16 protein-coding genes are annotated in these 24,553 nt (G+C 56.3%); 9 read left to right on the forward strand and 7 right to left on the reverse strand.

The genetic code is table 11. The features are described from left to right. Window positions 1-25: 25 nt before the first annotated feature. Window positions 26-1,714 (reverse strand): energy-dependent translational throttle protein EttA, encoded by a 1,689-nt coding sequence (gene ettA / locus NOV21_RS10070; protein ID WP_283170920.1) that lies wholly within the window; start codon window positions 1,712-1,714, stop codon window positions 26-28. A gap of 609 nt (window positions 1,715-2,323) precedes the next feature. Here ettA and NOV21_RS10075 point away from each other — a divergent pair. The 5 genes from NOV21_RS10075 to NOV21_RS10095 all read left to right on the forward strand — a co-directional run bounded on the left by NOV21_RS10075 (window position 2,324) and on the right by NOV21_RS10095 (window position 9,572). After that, window positions 2,324-3,247, forward strand: a complete 924-nt coding sequence (locus NOV21_RS10075; RefSeq protein WP_283170921.1) for a DMT family transporter — start codon at window positions 2,324-2,326, stop codon at window positions 3,245-3,247. 147 nt (window positions 3,248-3,394) lie between these two features. Next, a complete protein-coding gene (locus NOV21_RS10080) occupies window positions 3,395-6,265 on the forward strand; it encodes a molybdopterin-dependent oxidoreductase (protein WP_283170922.1) in 2,871 nt (956 codons plus the stop codon). Between the two features lie 176 nt (window positions 6,266-6,441). Next, complete coding sequence (yqeC, locus tag NOV21_RS10085) at window positions 6,442-7,158, forward strand: selenium cofactor biosynthesis protein YqeC (RefSeq protein WP_283170923.1); 717 nt, start codon at window positions 6,442-6,444, stop codon at window positions 7,156-7,158. Next, the gene (gene yqeB, locus NOV21_RS10090; protein WP_283170924.1) at window positions 7,146-8,528 is read left to right on the forward strand and encodes a selenium-dependent molybdenum cofactor biosynthesis protein YqeB; all 1,383 of its coding nucleotides are present in this window, start codon (window positions 7,146-7,148) and stop codon (window positions 8,526-8,528) included. The genes yqeC and yqeB overlap by 13 nt, the downstream gene beginning before the upstream one ends. 78 nt (window positions 8,529-8,606) lie before the next feature. Beyond that, window positions 8,607-9,572 (forward strand): XdhC family protein, encoded by a 966-nt coding sequence (locus tag NOV21_RS10095; RefSeq protein WP_283170925.1) that lies wholly within the window; start codon window positions 8,607-8,609, stop codon window positions 9,570-9,572. A gap of 97 nt (window positions 9,573-9,669) precedes the next feature. On the opposite strand, the gene NOV21_RS10100 is transcribed toward NOV21_RS10095, so the two are convergent. Both NOV21_RS10100 and NOV21_RS10105 read right to left on the reverse strand, forming a co-directional pair. Continuing rightward, the gene (locus tag NOV21_RS10100) at window positions 9,670-11,211 is read right to left on the reverse strand and encodes a sodium:solute symporter family protein (protein WP_283170926.1); all 1,542 of its coding nucleotides are present in this window, start codon (window positions 11,209-11,211) and stop codon (window positions 9,670-9,672) included. A gap of 355 nt (window positions 11,212-11,566) precedes the next feature. Continuing rightward, window positions 11,567-12,403, reverse strand: coding sequence for an XdhC family protein (locus NOV21_RS10105; protein ID WP_283170927.1), 837 nt, complete (start codon window positions 12,401-12,403; stop codon window positions 11,567-11,569). Window positions 12,404-12,784: 381 nt separating this feature from the next. On the opposite strand from NOV21_RS10105, the gene NOV21_RS10110 reads away from it, so the two are divergent. Continuing rightward, the gene (locus NOV21_RS10110; RefSeq protein WP_283170928.1) at window positions 12,785-14,134 is read left to right on the forward strand and encodes a hypothetical protein; all 1,350 of its coding nucleotides are present in this window, start codon (window positions 12,785-12,787) and stop codon (window positions 14,132-14,134) included. A gap of 1,406 nt (window positions 14,135-15,540) precedes the next feature. On the opposite strand, the gene NOV21_RS10115 is transcribed toward NOV21_RS10110, so the two are convergent. Then, complete coding sequence (locus tag NOV21_RS10115) at window positions 15,541-15,810, reverse strand: hypothetical protein (RefSeq protein ID WP_283170929.1); 270 nt, start codon at window positions 15,808-15,810, stop codon at window positions 15,541-15,543. Between the two features lie 219 nt (window positions 15,811-16,029). Between NOV21_RS10115 and NOV21_RS10120 the strand changes: the two genes are divergently transcribed. Both NOV21_RS10120 and mazG read left to right on the forward strand, forming a co-directional pair. Beyond that, the gene (locus tag NOV21_RS10120) at window positions 16,030-16,203 is read left to right on the forward strand and encodes a DUF362 domain-containing protein (RefSeq protein ID WP_283170930.1); all 174 of its coding nucleotides are present in this window, start codon (window positions 16,030-16,032) and stop codon (window positions 16,201-16,203) included. A 532-nt stretch (window positions 16,204-16,735) separates the two neighbouring features. Further along, window positions 16,736-17,647 (forward strand): nucleoside triphosphate pyrophosphohydrolase, encoded by a 912-nt coding sequence (gene mazG, locus NOV21_RS10125; protein ID WP_283170931.1) that lies wholly within the window; start codon window positions 16,736-16,738, stop codon window positions 17,645-17,647. Between the two features lie 439 nt (window positions 17,648-18,086). On the opposite strand, the gene NOV21_RS10130 is transcribed toward mazG, so the two are convergent. Further along, window positions 18,087-20,996, reverse strand: coding sequence for an insulinase family protein (locus NOV21_RS10130; RefSeq protein WP_283170932.1), 2,910 nt, complete (start codon window positions 20,994-20,996; stop codon window positions 18,087-18,089). A 252-nt stretch (window positions 20,997-21,248) separates the two neighbouring features. Between NOV21_RS10130 and NOV21_RS10135 the strand changes: the two genes are divergently transcribed. Beyond that, window positions 21,249-21,746, forward strand: a complete 498-nt coding sequence (locus NOV21_RS10135; RefSeq protein ID WP_283170933.1) for a hypothetical protein — start codon at window positions 21,249-21,251, stop codon at window positions 21,744-21,746. A gap of 369 nt (window positions 21,747-22,115) precedes the next feature. Here the strand turns inward: NOV21_RS10135 and NOV21_RS10140 are convergent, their stop codons facing one another. Then, complete coding sequence (locus NOV21_RS10140; protein ID WP_283170934.1) at window positions 22,116-22,415, reverse strand: CDP-alcohol phosphatidyltransferase; 300 nt, start codon at window positions 22,413-22,415, stop codon at window positions 22,116-22,118. Between the two features lie 344 nt (window positions 22,416-22,759). Then, window positions 22,760-24,523 carry a proline--tRNA ligase gene (locus NOV21_RS10145; RefSeq protein ID WP_283170935.1) on the reverse strand — a complete coding sequence of 588 codons (1,764 nt, stop codon included), beginning with the start codon at window positions 24,521-24,523 and terminating at the stop codon, window positions 22,760-22,762. Window positions 24,524-24,553: the final 30 nt, after the last annotated feature.

Genomic DNA, 24,553 nt, shown 5'->3' on the forward strand with positions numbered 1-24,553 from the left:
CCGGCCTTCACACGGCGGAGCCGCGCTACCTCATCGTGGAATCGCGGGTGAGCTTGCGGTGCAGGCGGTGCGGCTTGCCCGCATCGGGTCCCAGGCGCTGCTCGCGGTTCCCCTGGTAGTCGGCAAAGTTGCCCTCGAACCAGCACCAGGCGCCGGCGTCCTCATCCGTGCCCTCCCAGGCGAGGATGTGCGTCGCCACGCGGTCGAGGAACCAGCGGTCGTGGCTCGTGGCAACCGCGCACCCCGGAAACGCCAAAAGCGCCTCCTCCAAGCTTTCGAGCGTCTCGGTGTCCAGATCGTTCGTGGGCTCGTCCAGCAGCAGCAGGTTGCCCCCCTGCTTCAGCGTGAGCGCCAGGTTCAGCCGGTTGCGCTCGCCGCCGGAAAGCACCCCGGAGGGTTTCTGCTGGTCGCTCCCCTTGAAGCCGAACGCCGCCACCCACGCGCGGCTGGGAAGCTCCTCCTCCCCCACCTTGAGGTAGTCGAGCCCGCCGCTCACGACCTCCCACACGCTCTTCTTCGAGTCGAGCCCCGCGCGCCCCTGGTCGACGTAGCTGATCTTCACCGACGGTCCGATCTCAAGCGATCCGCCGGTCACGCCCTCGGCGCCCACGATCATCTTGAACAGCGTGCTCTTGCCGACGCCATTGGGGCCGATCACGCCGACGATGCCGTTGCGCGGCAGGCTGAACGAGAGGTCGTCGATCAGCACGCGATCCCCAAACGACTTATGCAAATGCTCCGCCTCGATGACCTTCGACCCCAAACGCGGCCCGACCGGGATATGGATTTCGGCGAAGTCGACTTTCGCGTGCGCCGCCTCGGCCGCCATCTGCTCGTAGCGCTCCAGGCGGGCACGGCTCTTCGCCTGGCGCGCCTTCGGGCTGCTGCGCACCCACTCCAGCTCCGACTTCAACTTCTTCGCGCGCTTGGCATCCTGCTTGCCCTGCAGCTCCAGGCGCGCTGCCTTGGTCTCCAGGTAGGTGGAATAGTTTCCCTTGTACGGATAGAGCGTGCCGCGGTCGACCTCGCAGATCCATTCCGCGACGTTGTCCAGGAAATAGCGGTCGTGCGTCACCGCCAGCACGGCCCCCTCGTAGTTCTTCAGGAACTGCTCTAGCCATAGCACGCTCTCCGCATCTAAGTGGTTGGTTGGCTCGTCCAGGAGCAGCAGATCGGGCGCCTCTAGAAGCAGGCGGCACAAGGCAACGCGCCTGCGCTCGCCGCCGGAAAGGATATCGATGGGAGCGTCGGGGTCGGGACACTGCAGCGCATCCATCGCCTGCGAAAGCTGGCTGTCCAGATCCCAGCCGCCCGCAGCATCGATCGCATCTTGCAGCTTGCCCATCTCGTCCATGAGCGCATCGAAATCCGCCTCCGGGTCTGCCATCTCCGCCGACACCTCGTTGAAACGCGCGATCTTCGCCAGCACGTCGCCGAACGCCATCTCGATGTTCTCGCGCACGTTCTTGGTCCCGTCAAGTTCGGGCTCCTGCCTCAATATACCCACGCTGTACCCCGGGGTCAGCCGCGCCTCGCCAGCGCTCACGTCCTCCAGCCCGGCCATGATCGCAAGCAGCGTACTCTTGCCCATGCCGTTGGGGCCCACCACGCCGATCTTCGCGCCGGGATAGAACGCCATCGTCACATCATCCAAGATCACCTTGTCGCCGTGCGCCTTGCGTGCCTTGTGCATCTGGTAGATGAATTCCGCCACTTGCTGCTCCTTATATACTGGAATGCCTTGAGAGCATTGTACGGGAATCGCCCGCAACCGCAAAAGCATGACCGGCCTTCAGCATCGAAGCACTCGACGACCCGACTACCCTTCTTCTGTATGCTGAAGGAAGCGCCCTAAGCGGTTTCTTACGGAACTCTGTATAAGAATCAACGCTTGATCGCCGCGATCCTAACATAACGATTTTGGGAGTATGACGAAGTCTTCCGATTTGGAGTGTGGCCCGTAGGGCCATCCGAGAAATCGGAGGAAAACGAAAGAAGATCCCTTATTCCTTGGTTTGCCTAGAACTAAAGAAGGAGATGAGACCTCCATGGCAGACGATACCAACCCGCAGGCCCACGCGATAGGCGTACTTTGCGAGTCCAGCTGCAATCAATGCGATAGGCTTTACCGTAGGCTTTGCCGCCTCTTCGTTGTTGCATTCCTTTTTCATCTTAACCTGCTGGAATTCAATTGAATTCCCAATGATTCACGATGAAGCCAGCTATTCACGCCTCCAGCTATTTCTCTGTGATCCAAAGTGTGACTTAACGGTAAATGAGTCCTTGGTATTCATCTCGGCAGAGCAGATGAGAGGGGTTTGAAGTGGAAAAACGAACCGGAAGTAAATCGGGGTCTCTTGGCATCGGAATTTTAGCCGCAGTCGTTTGTTCGTTGTGGGGTCTTACGTTCGTCTCGTTCACTGTAACGCTGAGGTATTTCACCCCAGCGCAAATATTGTTCTTACGGTGTTGTATCGCATATCTCTCGATGTGGATTGTATATCCGCATTTTCACCGGCATACGAAACTCAAGATCGAATTGTTGTTGTTGGCCGCAGGCTTGTGCGGAACCACGTTGTACGTATGTTTGAGCAATACCGCGCTTCTGTACACGGCGACGTCGAACGTTTCGGTTTTGTCTTCTCTGTCGCCGATATTTACTGCGTTGTTTGTGCCTCTGTTTATGCGTGGCTCGAAGATTTCCGGTCGTGTCATCTTCGGATTCTTGGTTGCAACGGTGGGCGCCTCAATCGTGTCGACAGGCGGACATTTCGAATTCGATGCCCAGCTCTTTGGTTGCTTGCTTGCAATAGGAAGTGCAGCCTCCTGGGGCATTTACACAAACATCCTGCGTCTACTGAAGAACGAGTGCGATTACTCGCAGAACTACATTACACGTCGCGTTATGGGCTATGGCGTTATCACCGTTATTCCCGTCATGCTGATTCAGGGCGTTCCTATCGATACAAACGCATTCTTTAATCCCGAAGCCGTTCTCAACTTGTTGTTCCTTGCCTTGGTTGCGCAGACATTCTGCCATGTGGGTTGGGGACTTGTCGCTCGCAAGAAAGGTTCAGTCTGGGCGAGCCAATTTACTTACATTACGCCGATCGCCACTATGATCGGGTCGGCTTTTATCTTGGGTGACGTCATTACTGGCATCATGATTGGCGGTACGGTGCTTATTCTCTTAGGCGTCATGGTTTCTGATGGCACCGTTATCAAGAAGTTGATGGAAAAAAGTTGACTCTGACATCTGATGGGGAAGAGCAGTTCTCCGACGTGAACAAATAAATCTAAAAGGTATCGGCAACGGGCACATCTGGACTCCAAAGCAAGTACACCCGTTCATGAAGGCGCAATCAATCCGTTTGCTGAGTGGAAGGATCGAATAATGGTAATGTTTACGGTCAATGGAGAATCGTACAGTTATGAACCAGCAGAGGATGAGAAACTCAGCTTGCTCGATTATCTGCGTAACGACTTGCATCTGACGGGAACAAAGCGCGGATGCGAAGAGAGAGTCTGCAACGCCTGTACCGTTCTTATCGATGGGAAGGCAAAAAAATCATGCGCTACATTCATGAAGGACATGGACGGCAAGAACGTCGTCACTGTTGAAGGGCTTGAAGCTGCAGACGGTACGCTCGACCCGCTACAAGATGCCTTTATCGAGTATAATGCAGTGCAATGCGGGTTCTGTACGCCTGGTATCCTAATGGCGGCGAAGGGCTTACTCAATGAAAAACCCGATCCAACCGAGGATGAGATTCGAAAGGCTCTGCGGCTGAACTTGTGCCGCTGTGGTACGTATCCGCGTGTCGTCATGGCGGTGCAGAAGGCAGCTGCAGTCATGCGCGGGGATGAAGCGCCGGTGTATCATCCGTTTGATCTTTCGACGAGTAAGGAGAGCTTCATCGGCAAATCCATTCCTCGTCGCGATCTTCCCGACAAGGTGACGGGCCGTACGAGATTCTATGCTGACATGCAATTCGACAACATGCTGTATGGAAAAGCCGTCTATGCGGAATACCCACATGCGAAGATTCTGTCTATTAATACGAAACCCGCGTACGATGTTCCCGGCGTCGTGCTGGTTCTGACAGCGAAGGATGTTCCGGGGAAGAACCGCTTCGGAGTGCTTTGCCCTGACCAGCCGGTGTTTTGCGATAAACGTGTGAAATATATTGGCGATACCGTAGCGGTTGTGTTCGCCGAATCGAATAAAGCTGCCGAAGAGGGCGTAAAGAAAGTTGAAGTCGAATACGATGAACTGCCTGTTATCGGCAGTATCGAAGAAGCATTGGCGCCGGATGCTGTGCTGATTCCCGACATCGACAATCCCCCGCATCCCATGGCATTTATCAGCGGTGAGAGGGGTAACATCTGCAAAGACGTGAAATTGCACCGTGGAAATGTTGACGGGGAGTTTGCGAATTGTGCTGCCATTGTCGAGGAGTCGTACGTTACCCAGCGGCAGGAGCATGCGTGGATAGAAACGGATGGTGCCATCTCCACGATTGATGAGGATGGCAAGATCACGGTGTATGCACCGAACCAGAGCCCATTTGCCGATCGCGACCAGCTCGCGGCAATCCTCGGAATGGACGTGGACGATGTGCGTATCATTCATATGCCCGCAGGCGGCGCATTTGGCGGCAAGACGGAGCTGACCACGCATGCACCCTGTGCCATTGCAACGCTTAAGACGGGCAGACCCGCGAGCATGGTTCTTTCCCGTAGGGATTCTCTGCGCACTCATCCCAAGCGGCATGGTTACAACATGACATACAAAATTGGTGCGGACGAAACGGGCAAAATAAAAGCGATGACCGTGGAGATCACCTCCGATGCTGGAGCGTACGCAAGCTGGAGTCCGCGTGTTCTCGAGCAGGGGCTCAGCTACTGTACAGGTCCGTATTATGTTCCGAACTTAAATCTCCATCTCCAGGGTGTCTATACGAACAATATGATCGCTGGCGCTATGCGCGGGTTCGGTGCCATCCAGAGTCATTTTGGCGCAGAATCGGCGATTGATAAACTCGCTGAAGAACTGAACATGGATCCGTTGGAGTTGCGCCGCGTGAACGCACTCGATCGCAATCTGCCCATGACGACAGGCCAATATCCCAACACGCAGGGCATTGACTACAAGAATACGATCAAGGGAGCCCATCGCCTCATCGAAAAGCTCAATCCGAAGCTTACAGCAATGCGCGCAGAAGGAAAAATCGTAGGGTTGGGCATCGCCAGCGGTTGGCGAAGCGTTGCAGGTGGATTGGGTCCAGCAGAAGTTGCAGGTGCAACCTTCACGCTCAAACCCGACGGTCGCGTGTTTTTTGGCATTGCGTGCACCGAGATGGGACAAGGTTCGCATACTTCTTTGGCTCAGATGGCAGCAGAAATAACGGGTATAAGCTGGGACGACTTCGATATTTGTGCTGGCGATACGCAGAAAGTGCCGTACGGTGGAGGAGTCATGGCATCTCGCGGCGTGTATCTGTGGGGTCATCCAACCATAAAAGCTGCCGAGCAATTCCGCGAGGACCTGGTGGAAGCTGCAGCGTCGCTGTTGAACATCGAGCAAGATGCCATGAAGTTGGAGAACAGCACGTTCGTCTCCACAGAGACGGGTGATAAGCTTCTGACTTTGGTAGAGCTTGCGAGTAAGCTGAAAGACCCCCTCTCGGTTACGGTCGATTTCGAGTTGCCCAAGAGCAATCCCGTTGCCGAAAACACGAACGAGGACAATCATATCCCAACTTCTGAGTATAACCCACATCAGACTGTTTCGTACAATACCACCATTGCTGTGGTTGAAATCAATCCGGAGACGGGCAAGGTCACGATTCCTTACATGGGTGCCGTCGTCGATGGCGGGCGCATCATCAATCCCGATGCAGCTAAGCAGCAAATTGAAGGCGCGCTCATTATGGGAACAGGCTACGCGATGACGGAGAACTTCAAAGTCGAAAATGGCATCAATGTCACGAACAGCCTGGGCAAGGTAAAGATACCCCGCTTCGACAACTATCCGCCGAACCTCGAAGTGCACTTTACCGAGGCGACGGACCAGACTGGGCCTTTCGGATCAAAAGGTATCGCAGAGGTTGCAGTACTCACACCGGCCCCTGCTGTCTGCAACGCCATTCACGATGCCGTGGGCATCCGCATCAACACATTGCCAGTTAACGACCATCTCGAGGAGATCAAGTATGCCGCTAAGAAGATTCTCGCGTACAACCAATCCAAAGCGGTTAAATAGCTGGAACTACGTATTGCTAGCGATTATTTGCACTGCGTAAACGCCGATTATACGTAACAGTTCGGAGCTGCGACGGCATTTCATCTCATCGAGGAATAGTGCAAAGGGGTGAATGCCGTCGCCTAGAAGGGCATGCGTTGGATGTGTTCGCGGCATAGAAAGGCAGGAGGTATGCAATGTCCAAGGCGCTTTATGAACTGCTCGGAATTGGTAAGCACGATCTCGTCTCCGTGACGGGTGCGGGCGGTAAGACGACTATGGTTTATTTGCTTTGCGACGAGCTTGCAACAACTGGCCGCAATGCCGTGGTTTCGACGACAACCCATATGCAGCGCCCGAAGGAGTTTAAGGGTGCAGTTGTCGTCGAACAGAACCCTGCTGCCGCAGCTGTAGCGGTCAGGGCTATCGGCAATAGACGGACGTTTGCTGCCTCGGAGAGTGCGGCCGGGTGCAAGGTGAAGGGGTTCGATGGCCCCGGCCTTGACCTGATGCATGCCGTGCTTGACAACTCCACCATACTAAACGAGGCAGATGGCGCAGCAATGAGACCGTACAAATTCTACAGGGCAAACGAACCGGTCATTCCCCAATCGACCACGCTGATCATCCATGTGATTGGGTGTGAGACGTTCGGGGAGGCAATGAATGATACCTTGTTCCATCGCTGCCCTCCCGACAAGGTGGGGCGAGTTTTCGATGAGGCGGAGTTTACGGAGCAGTTGCGCTGGTTTAGAGACAACAAGCTCGCTCCGTTTCATTGCCGCAAGGTTCTCGTTGTCAACAAGATCGATGGTGGTCGTGAAGAAGCTGCGTATTGCATGCGCGACATCGGCCACTCTTATTTTGATGCGTGTCTGGTCACATCGCTCCATGAAAGACGGTGGGAATCGTGATGTATGCGATGGTGTTGGCAGCTGGATTGTCATCGAGGATGAAAGAGGAAAAGCTGCTGTTGCCACTCGAAGAGCATACCATTCTCGAGAGGTCGTTGGAAACAGCGAGTCGGCTCTGCGAAAATGTTCTTGTGGTGACCAAGCCCAAAATCGCTGCGGACACTGCATTTCCGGAAAACGTTCAGGTAGCAATCAATGAAACCCCCGAGGCGGGACTTGCGTCTTCGATCACCGTAGGCATCGCATGGCTTAAAGCCAACGCACCAGAATGCGAGGGCGTTCTCATGCTCTTAGCCGATGAGGTTTCAATCAGAATGAACGTTGCTTACGAGGTAATGGAGAAGCTGCAAGGTCGATACGACGCGATTATCGCAGTGAGCTGCAATGGCAAAATTTGTCATCCCGTTGCATTCGGCGCTGCATGGTTTAATCAGCTAGCGGCCTTGAAGGGCGACAAAGGCGGGAGCCAGATCCTAAAAGCCTATCCTGAGTCGGTCGAGTACGTAGAGGCGGATGATGAGGGCGATGTGGACATCGACACGCAAGAAGACTACTTACACGCAGTGTTGCAGCACCGTAAACTGGTGCTTGTACGGGGGGCGGGCGATATCGCGACCGGCTCGATACATCGACTGCACGAGGCTGGTTTCCTAGTAGCTGCGATGGAGATAGCGCACCCGACCGTTATCCGTCGTAAAGTTTCGTATGCGCAAGCACTGCTGTCGGGTGAGTGCATCGTTGAAGGGCAACGGGCGGTTCTGTGCGCCACACCCTTCGACATGGCAAAAGCGTTCGGGCAGGGTGAGATTCCCGTGTTCGTCGACCCTGATGCGGTATTAGTGACAAAACTGAGACCGGATGTTGTTGTCGACGCAATACTAGCCAAGCGTAACCTGGGTACGACAATCGATATGGCGCCAGTGGTCGTGGGACTAGGTCCCGGATTCACCGCCGGCGTAGACTGCCATGCAGTGGTGGAGACGATGCGTGGTCACACGCTCGGAAGAGTTATTTACGACGGGAGTGCCATTCCCGATACCGGTATCCCCGGGAATATCGGGGGATACACCAAGGAGCGGGTGATGCATGCACCTGCATCGGGCGTTGTGAACTTGATGCACGACATCGGCGACTATGTCGAGTGTGGAGAATGTCTAGCAATGATAGGCGATACGCCGTTGACGGCGAGCCTTACCGGCTATCTGCGCGGGATAATCGCGGATGGAAGCGAAGTATGCCAAGGTTTGAAGATGGCCGATATCGATCCGAGAGACGTCTACGGACACTGCTTCAGTATATCCGATAAAGCTTTAAGCATCGGCGGCGGAACGCTCGAAGCGGTCATGCATCTCCTGCATTGCAAGATGTGACTGGGAAAGTGGAAAGTCACTATGTCTATGTTGGTTGATGAAAGACCGGCCGTTCGCAATGGCTGCGAAAGGAGTGTCGTGCCAACTGAACTTCGCAACATGGAAACGACTTCGAATTTCATGCAGATTGGGTCGGGCAGACATGGTTCGTACGTGACTCTTAATAGCTGCGTACATAAGAATGCGGTCGGATCAGCGCCTTTGCGCAGTTTCGAACCCATAGAGCAACGAGCACGTGAAGCGCTCGTTTCAGGACAGGATATCGTAACCGCTCGAATCATCGAGACGAGGGGGTCGGTGCCGCGGCATCGAGGCACGTCGATGCTGCTTGTGGAAGATGGATCGAAATTCGGTACCGTAGGCGGTGGCCGCATCGAATCGCTCATCGAACGTATATGCCGGGATACGTTTCGCGAACGAGAATCGTGGCATGTCTACGATGTTGGCGTCAGCTCGCATATCAATGGACAGCGCGACAACAGCGGTGGATCGGTGAAAATCCTTGTCAGATATTACAGCAAGGAGCGCCCGTTCGAGTACGATGAAATGCCTTTGCCTGTAACCACAGCATACATTTTCGGGTGTGGCCACGTAGGGAGTGCATTGGAGCCTGTTCTTCGGAGTATCGGTTTCGATATAGTCATGGTCGACGATCGCGAGAGCATGGTAAGTCGTGACAAATTTCCTTTTGCGACTCAGGTATGGAAGGTTCCTACGCTTGAACATGGATTGGATATGGTTGAGCTCAATGAATTCAGCTACGTGTTCCTGATGGGCTACAAACAGGAGAAGAACCTTGGTCTCTTGCGCGCTGCGCTGAAAAAGCCGCACGCTTATATTGGCTTGCTCGGAAGCCGCCGGAAAGTTGCATCGATCTTTCGGATGTTGGAAGAGGAAGGCATCGACGTCTCCACTGATAAGACCGTTCACGCACCAATAGGTGACTACATTAAAGCGGAAACGCCAGCGGAGATTGCAATCAGCATTGCTTCCGAGGTCATACGAGTACGTGCCGAACTTCTGCAGAACGGCTGCTCGCATTGATTGAGGTCGAATGCGTCTTCACTATACGAAGTGAAAGTTTTCCTCATCGGAGTGAAAATTCATTCCAGTATTCCTGCTAGAGAAGCGATTGCCGGGGCTATTTTTCGTCGATGGTGTAGAACCGATTCATAGCGTCCTCAAGCGTCGTGTAGAACGATTCTGTCTCTTTGTTGTCTTGATACGTTATTAGGCTGACCACGATCATGACGACGGTCGATGCGAGCAGCCCGATGGTGCCATACCACACGTTGCCCATATCCCATACAGCGTACGTCATAATCACGAGTGCTGTTCCTACAAGGGTGGCGGCAATCGCTGCCTGTTTAGTTGCATGCTTCCAGTACAATGCGCATACCATGACAGGAAATAGGGGCATTACCAGGGCTATGGAAAACATGATCAGTGTGAATATCAGCTGTGGGGGATTGATAGCAATCAACGTTGATGTCGTGCCAAGAATGATAATGATGATACGTCCAATAATTTTCTCGCTTTTTGGGGTGATATTCAGGTGAAATGTGTTTTTCAGCAAATCTGACTCTACGATGGCCGAAGAAACACCTAAAAACGCATTTGCCGTGGAAAGACCGACGGCGGTTGCCCCCACGAAGAACGTCAACATCAGGAACACTGCAAGTGGCGGGTTGGCATCGAACACAATGTTGTTGATTAGATAAGGGATTATCAGTTCGCTTTCGCTGCTGGTCATTCTGTCAACAAGCGCCAAGCCAATAAGCCCTATCAGCATGGTTCCCGTCCATACGAACACCTGTAATACGGGCGTGGCGAAGGACAACCTGCGCTGAGAATGCAAGCTGTTGCCGAAGTATCCTGATCGAACGAACACGTGCGGCAGCATGATGGTCCAGCCTATTGCGCAGGAAAACGGATAGCCGAAACGGAATGCGTACGTGGTTGTGCCTGAAGGTCCCGGGTACGAGAAGAATCCAGCAGTGTTGGGGTTGCGCCAAATCGTTTGCAACGCCTCGTTGAGAGAGCCATGGAAACCGACGACCAGGCAGGAGATAGCGATGACCCAAAGGGCTGCTATGAAGAACAGTCCTTGAATGGTATCGGCGAACGCGGCGGATTTCATACCGCCAATGCATACAAATACGGTCATTGTAATGCCAATGACCACGACGGCATTTGCGTAACTAATGGCTCCGCCTGTCGCATATTGTGCCGCCTGAGAGATGGCGACGAGCACTGAGGCGATGTACGGAAACGAGCAGGCGAGGAATACCAGTCCGAGTATGGTGCGAAGCGCTGGGCTTTTGAATCGTTCGTAATAAAAATCGGATGGGGTGATAAGCTTTCGACCTTTTTGCTGATTGTAGGCCCATACCTTGTTCATAGTGAAATGGGAGATTACCGGGAACAGACATATGTAACTCAGTTCCGCTACCCAGTAGCCTAACCCGTTGCGGTAATACGCACCAGGGCCGGCAAAGAAAACCCAAGTGCTCATTAATGATGCGAGGTAGGTCATGATCAAAACAGGCCAAGGGACAGTGGCGGTAAGCAAATTGCCGCCGTCCTTTCGTTTCCTATCCCGTACAGTGACGTACGCAGCCACGCTCAGGAGAAAACAAATATAAAGAGCAAATGTTACCCAAATCGTTGTGGAACTCAGCATGGTCTATGCTCCATTACCTTCGCACTCGTGCGCATGTGCTTGTGTTTAAACTGAGAAAGAAAACATTGTCTGACCATCAGCATCTACGACATCATGATGTCGTAGCACTTATTTCGCTTTGTGCGGGACCTCGTTGTCCTTTAACTTGTAGATACGGCATACTTTCACAAGACCAATGTAAACAGCGGTCCATAACGGGATTATGGTCGCCAAAGCATAGATGATGGTTGGTACAGCCTGGCCGTAGGGAGGTAGGCCAGGGATATTGAAGACCGCGTACAACACGATAACCGCTGCCAGCCAAATTTTTTCCGTTCTTGTGACTTTCACAACTATTTATCGAATCGCGCCCGTGTTACAACCGATTGCCATGCCCCGACCGAACCCTAATCATTTGTGCGGCTATGCTAATGGCAATCTCTTCAGGTGTTTCTGCGAAGATTCTTTCTCCGATGGGTGCATATACGGTTTGCAGTGCATCTTCGCTTACTCCGTCCCGGCGTAGCATATCGAATATGGTTGCAGTTTTCTTATGGCTTCCAATCATGCCTATGTAGGCATGATTTTGCTTCAACGCGCTTTTCAAAATGGCGTAGTCTCCTTTATGCCCGCGCGTGACAATGATGATGTAGGTGTTCTCGTCTGTCGTGATAGTGCGAAAGCCGTCTTCGTACGAATCGATTACTACCACGTCTTTTGCGTGAGGGAAGCGATCGTGGTTTGCGAATTCTTCTCGATCGTCGAGCACGATAATATTGAACCCGATGTAGCGTAAAACCGGGTCAAGCGCTAATCCCACATGCCCCGCTCCAAAGATAAGGGCAGTTTCCTCTAATTGCATAGGCAATTTGAGTGCATTGGGGTTGTCAGCTGAGTAGTATTCGATAAGGATGTCAACCTCTCCACCGCATGCCATATCCAACGCCTCTGTGTCTAGTCCATCTAGATTGAAGTGGCAAAGATGGCTTTTTTCCTTGGTCTTGAAGGTCTTCATGCACTCTTCGGTAGTTTTCGCTTCGAGCAAACCGCCACCGACGGTGCCCCAGTTCCTTCCATCGGCAACGAAGGCCATTGTGGCACCATTGTGGCGCGGCGACGACCTGGCACTCACTGTCTCCACTATCCGCGCGACAACGACGTCGTAACCTTTCTCCAGCTTCTCGTACGCGCGATACGCGGCGTTGTTCTTCACTGAGCGCCCCCATCCTTAAGTGAGTTCCTCCTATTGGAATCTAACTATGCCATGAGGTGGGATCAGGTGAAAACCACGTTCGTATGAAGAAAAAAGATGCCAGTTGAATCAAAAGATGAATTCTTTGTATCCTCTAGGGAACGGCAACTGGTATCAGTGAGAAGCAGTAGGGGAAATCGCTTACCGATGATTTGCGATGCTGTCTTGGGCTATCGTATCCTCCTGCTTGATATTGGTATATTTTACATCTTGAAGATTTCAGTAGTGTTTTACGAGCATTGCATCAGGGGTTGCAGAAGTATCTTTTGCTCTTTGAAATAAGGGATGAGCGATAAGGGGGCAAGTGCAATGGGCGCTTTCGGGAAATGCTGCAAGGAGATAATGAACAAATACGGATTGAAATATCGCATCATCGCAAATGCGGTCGGATACGACGTATCATACATTAGCAAATGGGTTAATAACGACATACTGCCTGCCGCGGCATCGGCAAGAGACATCTGCTCGCTTATTGCAAAAGTGGCATCCGATTGCGAAGATGGGAATGATGATAAGAAACACGAACAGCATGATAAGTTGTTCCATGACCTGTACAACGCATACGAAGAGGATGAGCAGCGGTCTACGAGAGGTGTTCCCGTTACCGAACGGGGAGTGTTCGATCGGAAGACGGCCATCTTCGACCGGCTGAAGGATCTCCGCAAGGCAACCGATGTCTGCAAGTTGACAATGTTCGTCGATTTAAAAAATCTGGACAATGGTGAGCTTATTTTCCTTATTGACGTCGCCAATTATATCCGCGACTTGCGTTTCGATAGCGGTGGGATTTATGTGCTGCTGCCGGAACTCGGTTTGGACGGCATCGAGAACGGAAAGACCCTTGTTGCCATTATCAACCTGTTTATGGTCCAATCGCATGTAAAGCTGTATTGCTATTGTGCCCTGGTGTCTCAGTTCGGCATGGTCTTGTTGAGCGACCAATTCTTATATTCTGCCCAGTGTTGGGCGCATAAGTGCTGGTTGCATGAGGCAATATGCGACGATGTCTCCTTGGCGGTAAACGCGCTAAATCGAGAAATCATGCCCACGGCGACCGAACTGTTCCATTGCATCCCAATCGGGCATACCGAATCCGTAGAGTGCTCGGACGCTCTTTTTTGGCGAGCGTACAGCTATCAGTTGCTGGGAGTGTTGGGAACACAGTTCTGCAGCGACGAACTGCTTGCAAACATTACACATAACATGGATGCCGACACGGCGCAACGATGTGAATCGCAGCGTAATAGCCATGTATGCGCGCTTGATGCAGGCGAGCAGATACAGTGTTTGATCTATGGATACGCGATGCACTCGCTCGTTTATGATGGGTCCATTTTCGCAGGGGGTAAGTACATCGTGCTCGGCGCACAACAGCGTTTGCAGTATCTTTATGGTATGTGGAATATGATACAGCAATACCCGAACCTGCAAATCAGGGTAACTGGGGACTATATAGTTCGCGACGTCAAGCATCGTTTTCTTCCTGTTGTTCTATTCGATGCTCGAGGATGCTGTTTTCTGACATTTCCCGTAGACAAGCAATCGGCTGTCTGCCAAGTGAAGAACAGGGGGTTTCGCAAGTCGATCGAAAACGGGTTCTCCAATCTTTGGAAAGGTGACAACCTGACTGTATACGATTTCGAAGAAATGTTTTCCGAGTATCTTGACGAATGTGAAGCGGGTCTGCTGTAGCCATTGACTGTGCACCGAATGTTGATGTCACTGGCGGTGTTATACGTGGAATGGCCGCTACCTAGAATCGCTGATGGAGGCGAAACGATTCGGTGAAAGGGCAGCGACTACCTTTAGACGCTCTACTCGAAGATATCTCCGCCCATAAGGTCTGAGACGATCGATATTGACCAGATTCTGCATCGCTAGCTTGAGCTGGTAGTGAACACGATTGTGGACATCTGACCCGACGAAATCCTTGGCGAGAGCAACTGCCGCGACGACTGCTATGAGCACAACTCTGCTACTATCGTAGGCGAGATAGCCATGTTCCACCCCGAAGTTCCGGGGTGGAACATGTTTTCCTGACGAGTTAAGCGAGCTGTACTCCCGCGCCGACCATACAGTGATTGTCATCGTAAAAAAGTCTAGATTCTAGATGCGGGGATTACCCATGCACCGGGTCGACAATGCAACCGACGTACTCAAACCTGTAAGCCTCAGCACGTTGCGCGCGGTACTTGGGACTGATCCTCGAATAGCAAGACAAAGTCAAAATGAACGCGCTCACGCGTCTCGACTTTCCGTACGAGCAACCACATTTACCTGCACTCAACAATATTCAGACGCGCGTCAGCGAGGAGATAGGACATTGCAGCAAGGTGATCGGGATGTTCCAGTCCTTTAAGAGCTGATGCGGCCAGTCGGTTCGGTGCCAATCAGAGTGAATGGAGAATGGATCGATGAGTTTCATAGTTGCTGGCGCGCTCAAGGATATTGCACGCAAGAGCGAGGGTGCGAAGCCGCTCGAAACCGAAAGTCGCCGAGAAAGCCGAGGCGTTCATCCTCACGGCGATTGAGCTCAAGAGAAGGATTGCGTGATGTGTGCGATAGGAATCCTGGCCACGGTCGCTGCCACGGACTGTGCGTACTTTTGTTCGCTCAGGGCGTGTCCCGAGAAGCCCTGTTGCTAAGATTTGACGTATTACGCGAAGCGGAGCGCCTGGATTCTTTCGTCGCAGCTGTCCAGGCCAAGTGTATTTCGCTATGGCTTCATATCTCATGACGACACTACCTAGTTATCTCGTGGTAACCAATGTTTAACCAGACCGGTCACTGGCTTCAATGAAGCTGACGTTCTTATTACCTTATGGTTTGAGAATTCAGTTGATGTCATTTGATTCATAATGATGCATGGATTTCATGGCCCTCTTCTTCCCCGAGGCATTCAAAATGCACAGAAGTTAAAAACATCCGTCATCTTCAATCCGTCAGAGCCATCGTCCGTCATTTGAGGCTTGCATTTTTAAATCAAGGGGTAATCCCGAGATTATCAAAAAGAACCTTGAGAAGTGAACATGGGATAAAGGGCACGCATGCTGGCACTGCCCTAGACATGAGTTCGTGCCGACGCTTATGCAGTTGTTCTAATCGGCTTGCCCGATCTCTTTGAGATGGCCCGGCCGGTGGTTTCCCGGCAGGGCCGGCTCGTACGGCCTGCCCTCCTTCATGAGCCCGAGGCACACGCCCATCAGCTTGCGTGCCGCGCCGGAGAAGACGACGTAGTGGTGTTTTTTGTCAACCCTCTTCTTCTTGTCGTAGTAGTCGCCGAAGTAGGGGTCGTGCCCGCGAACGCTGTCCGCGGCCTGCATGAACGCCCGCTTGGCTCGAGGCCGAAGGTCCCCTCTGGTCTCCACAGGCGTAACCTCATTAGACATCCATCGCCGGACGACATCCTGCCTAATCCACGTCCGCCTGCGGGCCAGAGGCGCCTGCCTTTCTCGAAGAGCCGAACTTCTGGAACGAACACCAAGTGCCCTCCACCCATGCATGCCCTTTATCCCATATTTGCATTTATGGGAAAAGAGCGCGGCCGCTGCGCGAGAAGCGGCAGAAAGAATATAGGAGGAAAAATCATGACAGCACCAACTATTAACACAGAAGAATGCATCGCATGTGGAGCATGCGCAGAGGTGTGCCCGAACGATGTGATCGTCGTCGAAGATGTGGCAAAGGTTGTCAACCCCGACGACTGCATAGAGTGTGGGTCGTGCATCGAGGAATGCCCGTCCGAGGCGATTACGCTCTAGCTTGTGCAATAAAAGGCCGGCAACCGCAGAAGGCGGTTCGGCACGTTCCTGCAGCATCGACATGAGACAGGAGCCGACCCGGCCAGGTTGCATGGGGATGAGGCAGAGCGAACTCGCATCCCAAAACGAGCCTGTTTCGGCATGCGACATGCATACGGGGAGAGAGGAACGCCCCGATAGCCAACTTCGAGGGTATCTTGCTTTCTGCAAGCCTGGATGACTCAAAAACAGCCCTCCAGGGCCAACTTCGCTTGTTTTCAGCCTTTTCGAAAGCTGCGCAAGCGGACAGGATTGAAAGCTATCAGCTATGACCTGCGAAAATGCAGACTATTCTCGTTAGAGGCCAGCACATCCAGGTTGGGAAAAAGCTGGAAACCCTTGAAGTTGGCGCCCGGGAGGTCGTTTTCGAGCATTCAGGTAACGCAAAAGTTGAATACCCGCGAAGTTGGCTCTCGAGGTAAGCGATTTTCCGAAAGCGTTTTCCTTCGCTATCATGGAGCATCGAGCATCGAAAGCCTCAAAGGAGCTGTCCATGGCAGAGAACAACCTCCCCGTACCGGATCCGGCCACCGCGGCCGACCATCCCGAATTCAACGCGTTCGTGGAAACGATTGCGGCGCTGCGCAGCCCGCAGGGCGGATGCCCCTGGGACATGAAGCAAACCCACGCCTCCATCGCGAAGAACATGATCGAGGAGTCGTACGAAACGGTGGCGGCGATCGAGGAGGGCGACGCCGGCCATATGCGAGAGGAGCTGGGCGACGTCCTCTTGCAGGTCGTTCTCCAAGCGCAGATAGCGGCGGACGCCGGCGAATTCACCATCGACGACGTCGCGCACGACGTGAACGAGAAGATCGTGCGCCGCCATCCCCATGTGTTCGGAGCGCAAGCCGCCATGGCGGCCGCCGGGCTGACCGAAGCGGAGGTGGAGAACGCCCGCACCGCCGACGAGGTGCTCGACCTGTGGGAGGTGGTGAAATCCCATGAACGCAAGCAGAAAGATGCCGCACGGACGGAGAAGCTGCGCGCCGCGGGACTCGATCCGGATGCCCCGCGCGGCTTGCTGGAGGACGTGCCCCGCGGAGAACCCGCCCTGATGCGCGCGCAGGACATCTCGCGCAAGGCGGTAGGCGTGGGATTCGAATGGGAATCGACTGAGGACGTCTGGAGTCAGGTGAAAAGCGAGGTCGACGAATTCAAAGCCGCTCCCGAACGGAGCGCGGAAGCCGAGATGGAGTTCGGCGACGTGCTGTTCGCTCTGGTCAACGTCGCACGCCGGGAGCATATCGACGCCGAGACCGCTCTGCGCCGCAGCTGCGACAAATTCTCGCGGCGGTGGGAGCAGATGGAAGCCACCGCCCATGCCGCGGGCTGCCGCATCGAGGACTACTCGACCGAGCAGCTGAACGAGCTCTGGAACGCGGCGAAGCGCGAGGTCGGATAACCGTCAGGAAGAACGGCTCGGCGGGCTGTCTAGAAACTCCCTCCGAGGCTGCTGCTCATACGGCATGTAGTATTTCGATAAACATATTGAAACGATACGCTGTATGCTCGAACAGATCGATAGGAGTTTCTAGATACCTGGGGCGGGGACGCCTTCGCATCGCAAGCGCTCGGCGGAATCCCGGAGTCGAACCGAAGGCGGAAAATCGGTGCGTGGCGACGGCATCGCCGACAGGTGGCCGAGCAGCGCCCGCAATGGTTCAAGGCGTCGCGCAGGCGGCGAGCGCAGCCTCGGCTGGCGCTTATCCAAATTCGAGGAGGAGTTTCTCCGCCCGCGTACATAGAGAATGGCTGCCGCAGCCCTTGCTGCCAGCGTTCCGGCTCCGGTTTCCATCCGTACGCATGATGGGCGGTCGGCATCCGACGCGCTTGCGGAAAAGCTATCCCAGAAGATCGATTCGCTCCAAATCCTCCGCAGCGGCATCGATAAGCGCAGCGCTTCCGAACACGCACACCGCAGGCGACGCTCCCACGGCGGTAAGGGCAGGAGCGAGCGAGCGCAGCGCCTCGGGCGTTGCGGCGAGCATCTGGCTGCGGACGCGCTCGCGGAAATCAGCCGGCTGTCCGCTGAAATACCCGGCATCTTGGCGGCGGGCGATAGCACGCGGCTTCGCCGGGGCATCGTGCGATGCAACCGTGCTCACGATGTAGCCCTCCATCTCGTCCGTCGAAGGCTCGAATCCTGCGAGCCACTCCCCCGCGGCGGCATAGCGCGCAAGGGTCTCGTCGATGCGGGGGTCGCGGAAGCTATAGAAGCGCGCGTACCCCATGGGTGCGCGACGGAACCCGCACCCGTAGGCGCCGCCTTTCACGCGTACCTCATTCCACAAATAGTCAAGCGAAAGCGCGTTCGAGGCGACCTCCCATACACCGTGGTAGGCGCCGAACCCGCGCGCATCGAATCCACGCGCCACATACGCGACGTCGGAGGGGATGACGAACGCCTCGCGCTTCATCCGCGGCACCGGGATTCGCAGCGCATCTTGCCCTAAGGGCGCCCCGGCGGAAAGCCCGAGGTCGCCGGCCGCCCGCCAGAAGGCGGCGTAATCGTCCTCGCTCCCCGTGAAGCTCCCCAGGAACCCCTCGCGCGTGAAGACCGCATCGCGTACCGCGTTCAGCCGCGCGACAACGTCCGCGGAGCGCTCGTCGAACCGCGCTATCAAATCGCAGAGGAATCGATAGAATTCGACGCCCGAGATCTGCTCCTGCAGCACGGCGATGGGGTACACGTACGACGCCGCGCGCGATGCGGCGCAGGTATGCCCGCTGGTCGTGAACGCCTGCTCCATCATCACGCGACGCTGGACCAGTATGTCGCGAATGCGGTCCACGTCGTCAAAGCGCGTCGTCTCCCAGATCTCGCGCGGGATCGAGGCGAGGCTGCCCACCTCCTCGGAAAGCGCGCTCGCGCTCACCGTCAGCACCGCTCTCACATCGTCGGCATCCTGCCAACTCGCATGCGTGTCGATGAAGAACTTCAGGCTGCCCAGATGGCTGCGCGACCACGTGTCCACCTCCGCGGCGGTGCGGTCAGACGTGCCCAGCGAGCCCAGCAGCAGGCACAGCACCTGCACGTAGGGGATGTCTTCCCAGCTTAAGCCGTTCAGATTGAAATATCCGTAGAAGTAATCGACGTTGCGCGTGGGCATGATATGGGCCAGGCACGGCAATGCGCCGCCCTTGCGCAGCTCGTACGCGGGATCGGGCTTCGCCGGACCGATGTCGGCGATACGCAGTTGGGGAAGCTTCGCCACGTCCTCCGGCGCATCGTCGGCCTCCTGCCGCGCGCGCAGGGCGGCGACGTCTGCGCGAATGGCAGCCTTGTCGGCATCGTCGAGGGAAGCCTCCGTCGCGGCGAGCTCATCGGCCTCCGCGTCTGCATCCTCGTCCGACGGCACGATGTCGATGAGCGCCTTATGGTCGCTTTGGCACACCAGGCTCTCCAGGACATCCTCGAAGTAACGTCCGTCCAGCCCCGCGCGCATACGCGCCAGCGGCTCCTCGTAATGCAGGTAGGTCGTCGCGCCCGCGCCGTCGTACAGCCATCCGGAAAGCGCGTTCATCGCAAGCGCCACGCCGTCGGCGATCCCGCGGTCGCGCTCGCGCAGTGAGAACGCCATCTGCGACAGGCTCGCCTCCAGCACGTCGCGCGGGATCCCCCCGTGCGCCAACTTCGCCGCCTGCTCCTCGATGATGCGCTGGAATTCCCCCGCAACTCCGGGTTTGGCGTGCCGCAGCACGAACAGAACCGCCGGCCGCTCCTGCGCATCCATCAGATACGCTGTGCAATCGCCGCCTAGGTCGGCATCGAGGATGGCGCGCTTGATCGGGCTTTCGTTCCCTCCCATCAAGGCATCGGAAAGCACGTCGCACGCCAGCACCCGCTCGAAATCACGGGAATCGCCGATCACATATCCGACGCCCACAGTGGCGTTTTCGGGCGATGTGGCCATCTTCACCACATGATGGTCCACCACGACAGGATCGAACGATCCCATCGGGTTCGCCTCCCCCGGCGCGGGGCTCTGCGCGACCCCGAGGTACTTCGCATCCAGGAACTCGAGCATGCGGTTTGCGTCCAAATCGCCGTACAGAACGATGTAGCTGTTGTCCAGGCGGTAGTGACGCGCGTGCGCGTCAAGGAGGCCCTCGTATGTGAGCGTGGGGATCTTGCGCGGATCGCCTCCGCTTTCGAAAGCGTAGCACGAATCGGGGAACAACGCATGGTTCGCCGCGCGGTACAGCGCGCCCTCGGGGTCGCTCAGCGCGCCCTTCATCTCGTTGAACACCACGCCGTTATAGATCAGATGCGCCTCATCGGAGCCATCGCCGCCCCCGGCGAATTCGTAGTGCCACCCCTCCTGCTCGAAGATCTCGCGCTCGTGGCGGATCATCGGATGCAGGACCGCATCGAGGTACACATCGACCAGGTTCATCAAATCCTGCTCGTTGGTGCTGGCAACCGGGTACATGGTCTTATCCGGATACGTGAGCGCGTTCAAAAACGTCTGCATGCTGGTTTTCAGCAAGTTCACGAACGGCTCTTTCACGGGAAATCTCTCAGATCCGCATAGCACCGAATGCTCCAGGATGTGGAACACGCCCGTATCATCGGCGGGCGGTGTGTTGAACGCGATGCTGAAAGCCTTGTTCTCGTCTTGGTTGTGCAGATACAGCAGGCGCGCGCCGCTTTTCGCATGGCGCATGACGATTGCCTCGCCGTCGATTTCCGCTAGCTCCTCACGCGATTCCACCGTGAAACCGTGCAACGTTTCTCCAACATCGAACATAGTCAGCCTTTCGTACCGGATCCGTTACGCCCCGCAGCACCGGGGTGCGTGCAACCCCCCGACGAGCATCACGCCGCGATGGCTGCGCAGCTTTCCGGCCCCGCCTGGTGCGCGCCCCGGAACGCGAGGGCCCCGAACGCCGCGGGGCCGGAAAGCAACTGGTCAATACCGCATTTTTCTTATCGTTCGCGATTATAGCGATAAGCGGTATCATGAGGGGATACGTTTACACGATGTGAAGAAAGGGCCCCCATGGAGACGCTGACCGACAGGCAGAAGGCAATCGCGGGCGTGCTGGTGGATTGGGCGCGCGAGCGCGTCCATGGACCGATGGAAGACCTGCTGATCGAGGAGGGCCAGCTGGCGCAGGCGCTCGGCGATAGCGGTTGGGTGCGCTCCAACGCGAACGACCTCGGCATACTATGCGCCTATTGCGACCGGAAGGGATTCCCCCTGGTACCGCTCCTGGTGGTGATTCCCGGGCTGCGCAAGCCGGAGAAGACCATCTTCACGCACGCGTTCAAGGCAACGCTTTCCACGGCGGAGAACAACAAGCGGTGGGCGGAGGAGCTGAAGGCGATCAAAAAGACCAAGAAGGCGGTATGGGACGAGTTCGCCGAGAGCGTGAAGCCGGAAGAACCCGCCAAACCGAAGCGCACGCGCACGGCGGCACCGAAGAAAACCGGCGCGAAGAAGGGATCGGGACCCGCCGGCGAGACGCCCGCTGAAAAAGCTTTCCGCACGTTTTAAAACAGACGTTTTCGCCTTCGACCATCCTAATGCGGGAAGTTTTTAGAAGACTTCGCCCTTTGGCTTTTCCGGGGATCCTTTTCTGGCGCAGCACCCTCAAAAGCACGGTTCCCGCATGTCCCGGTGCACCTCTTCTGCCAGGAAGCGGAAGAGGGCAAGGATCGCCCCGTCAGCCCTTCACGATCAGCACGGCAATCCTATTTCCAGCTCCCCCATCTATATGTCATCATGCGCCCTGCAAAAGAGCCGGACCGAAGGAGCCAGCCTCCAATCCGAATGCAGGCAACCATGGCCATCGGGGACGCACGCAAAAAGGGGCGCCCGTGGGCGCCCCTGGACAGATGCGTTTCGCGTGCATGCTGCCTGCCGCTACTCGGGCTTGTAACTCGCATAGAACGTCGCGTCGGCGAACACGTCCTCGATCGTCTTCCCGTCCACGAACGGGATCGCCAGGAATTCACCGACCGTGGGAACCAGATCGGAGCAGTCCGTGTAATGGCCCTTTTCGTTCAGCTGCGCGGTGCATTGCGCGCGCCAATCGTGGGAGTTCGCATCGGTTAGGTAGTACAGATCATCGCCGACCCGCATGTACACGGAATGATTCACGCGCAGGTACATGGCGAGATCTTCGTAGTTGATTTCGAGTGCCTCTTCCGAACGCTTGCCCATCTTCAATCCTTTCACTGCGAAACCGTGGCGCCCGATACGCCCATCGGCTACATCATACCAGTAACCCGCAGTCCCTCAGGGGCGATTTTGGGCACCTGCCGACCAACGACTTCCCCATCGGCCCGGCGGCCCGCACGGCGTTCGGGCGGTGCAACATGGACGCGCGATGCGCAGGATGCCGCGCGCGCGTGGCTCGAACGGCACGCGGATCATATTGCGGTCCACGGGCCCGGTCAGCCAGCTCCATGGGGCGCGGAGGAAGCGGCATCCGCGCCGAACCGGATCGCGTACGCCCAGCTGCTCGCGCCCGCGGGTGCAAGCAGCTCGGGGGCGCGACCGCCCCGCTATCTGGCATGGCGCGCGGGGATATCGGCGATGCTCCTCAAGAACGCCTCGATATGGCGCTTTTCACGGTGGGCGATGCTCATCAGTTCGCGGAACTCCGCCACAGGAAGCGTGCTTTTCTCGCCGGTCTGGCGATTCTTCAACTCGAGCTCGCCGTTCGCCACGCTGCGCTTGCCGATGATCACCTGCACGGGCCATCCCATCAAGTCGGCTTCGGCGAACTTGACGCCTGGGCGTTCCTTGCGGTCATCGATGACCACCTCGAGCCCCAGATCGGCCAATTCGGCGGCGATCCTCTCAGCCGCAGGCTCCACTGCCTCGTCACCCACCACCAACGGCAGCACGCAGATATGCGCAGGCGCGACCGATGCGGGCCACTTGATGCCGTACTCGTCGTTGTACTGCTCTACGATGGCCGCCATGCAGCGGCTGATCCCCACGCCATAGCAACCCATTTGGAAGAACTGCTCCTTGCCGTTCTCGTCCAGGTACGTCGCATTCATCGCGCGACTGTATTTGTCCCCAAGCTCGAACACCTGGCCGACTTCGATGCCGCGGTTCATCTCCAGCGTTCCTCCGCATTTCGGGCAGGTGTCGCCCGCTTTGGCGGTGCATAGGTCGCCCCATTCATCCACATGGAAATCGCGATCGAGAATCGCCCCCACGTAATGGAAGCCGTGCTCGTTGGCGCCCACGGCCCAGCCTTCGACGCCCTTCAGGCTCCGGTCGGCGAGCACGCGCACGCCCTCGGGCAAGCCGACCGGGCCGATGCTCCCCTTGGGTAAGCCTGCATCCTCCATCTCGGCATCGTCCATGAAGCTGAAGCCCGGAATCGCACGCTCGATCTTGATCTCGTTCAACTCGTGGTCGCCGGGAACGAAGACCGCCACCGGCGCGCCATCCGCGTCTTTGCCCACCAGGGCCTTGACCGTCGCGCTTTCAGGGATGCCCAGGAACTCCGCCAAAGCGGCGATGGTCCCCACGCCGGGCGTTTCGATCCGGCGCAGCTGCGTCTCCCCCTGCGCCGTCGGATGGGAAATGCACTCCGCGACCTCGGTGTTGGAAGCGAATCCGCAGGTGCAGCTCACGAGCTCGGCCTCGCCCGCCTCGGCGAGTGCATGGTATTCGCACGTGACGCTTCCCCCGATCTGGCCGCTATCCGCCTCCACGGTGCGCCAATCCAGGCCCAGGCGGTCGCAGATGCGCCCGTACGCCTTGCTCATCGCAGCATACGATTCGTGCAACGACTCCTCGTCCTCGTTGAAGCTGTACGCGTCCTTCATGATGAACTCGCGGCTGCGCATCAGCCCGAAGCGCGACCGGATCTCATCGCGGAACTTGCTCTGGATCTGGTACACCGTGGTGGGCAGCTGCCTATAGCTCTTCAGCTCGTTGCGCACTAGCGCCGTGACCAGCTCCTCGTGCGTCGGCCCCAAGCACAGCCCCACCTCGTGGCGATCGCTCATCCGCATGAGCTCGGGGCCGTAATCGCCCCAGCGGCCGCTCTCGTGCCAGATCTCGGCGGGCTGCAGTATCGGCATCATGATCTCCTGACCGCCGATGGCGTCCATCTCCTGCCGCACGATGCGCTCGATCTTCCTGATCACGCGCCAGCCCAGCGGAAGGAAGGTATACAGGCCGGTCGCCGTTTTGCGCATGAAGCCCGCGCGCAGCAGCAGCTGATGGCTGGCGATGGCGGCATCGGCGGGAACTTCTTTCAGCGTGGGTGCGTACAGCACGCTCATGCGGGTGATCTGGGTCATGGATGAATCCTTCTCTTCACGGTATAGGCA

Origin of the sequence: Curtanaerobium respiraculi (genome assembly GCF_024609215.1) — a bacterium.
GTDB lineage: Bacteria > Actinomycetota > Coriobacteriia > Coriobacteriales > Eggerthellaceae > Curtanaerobium > Curtanaerobium respiraculi.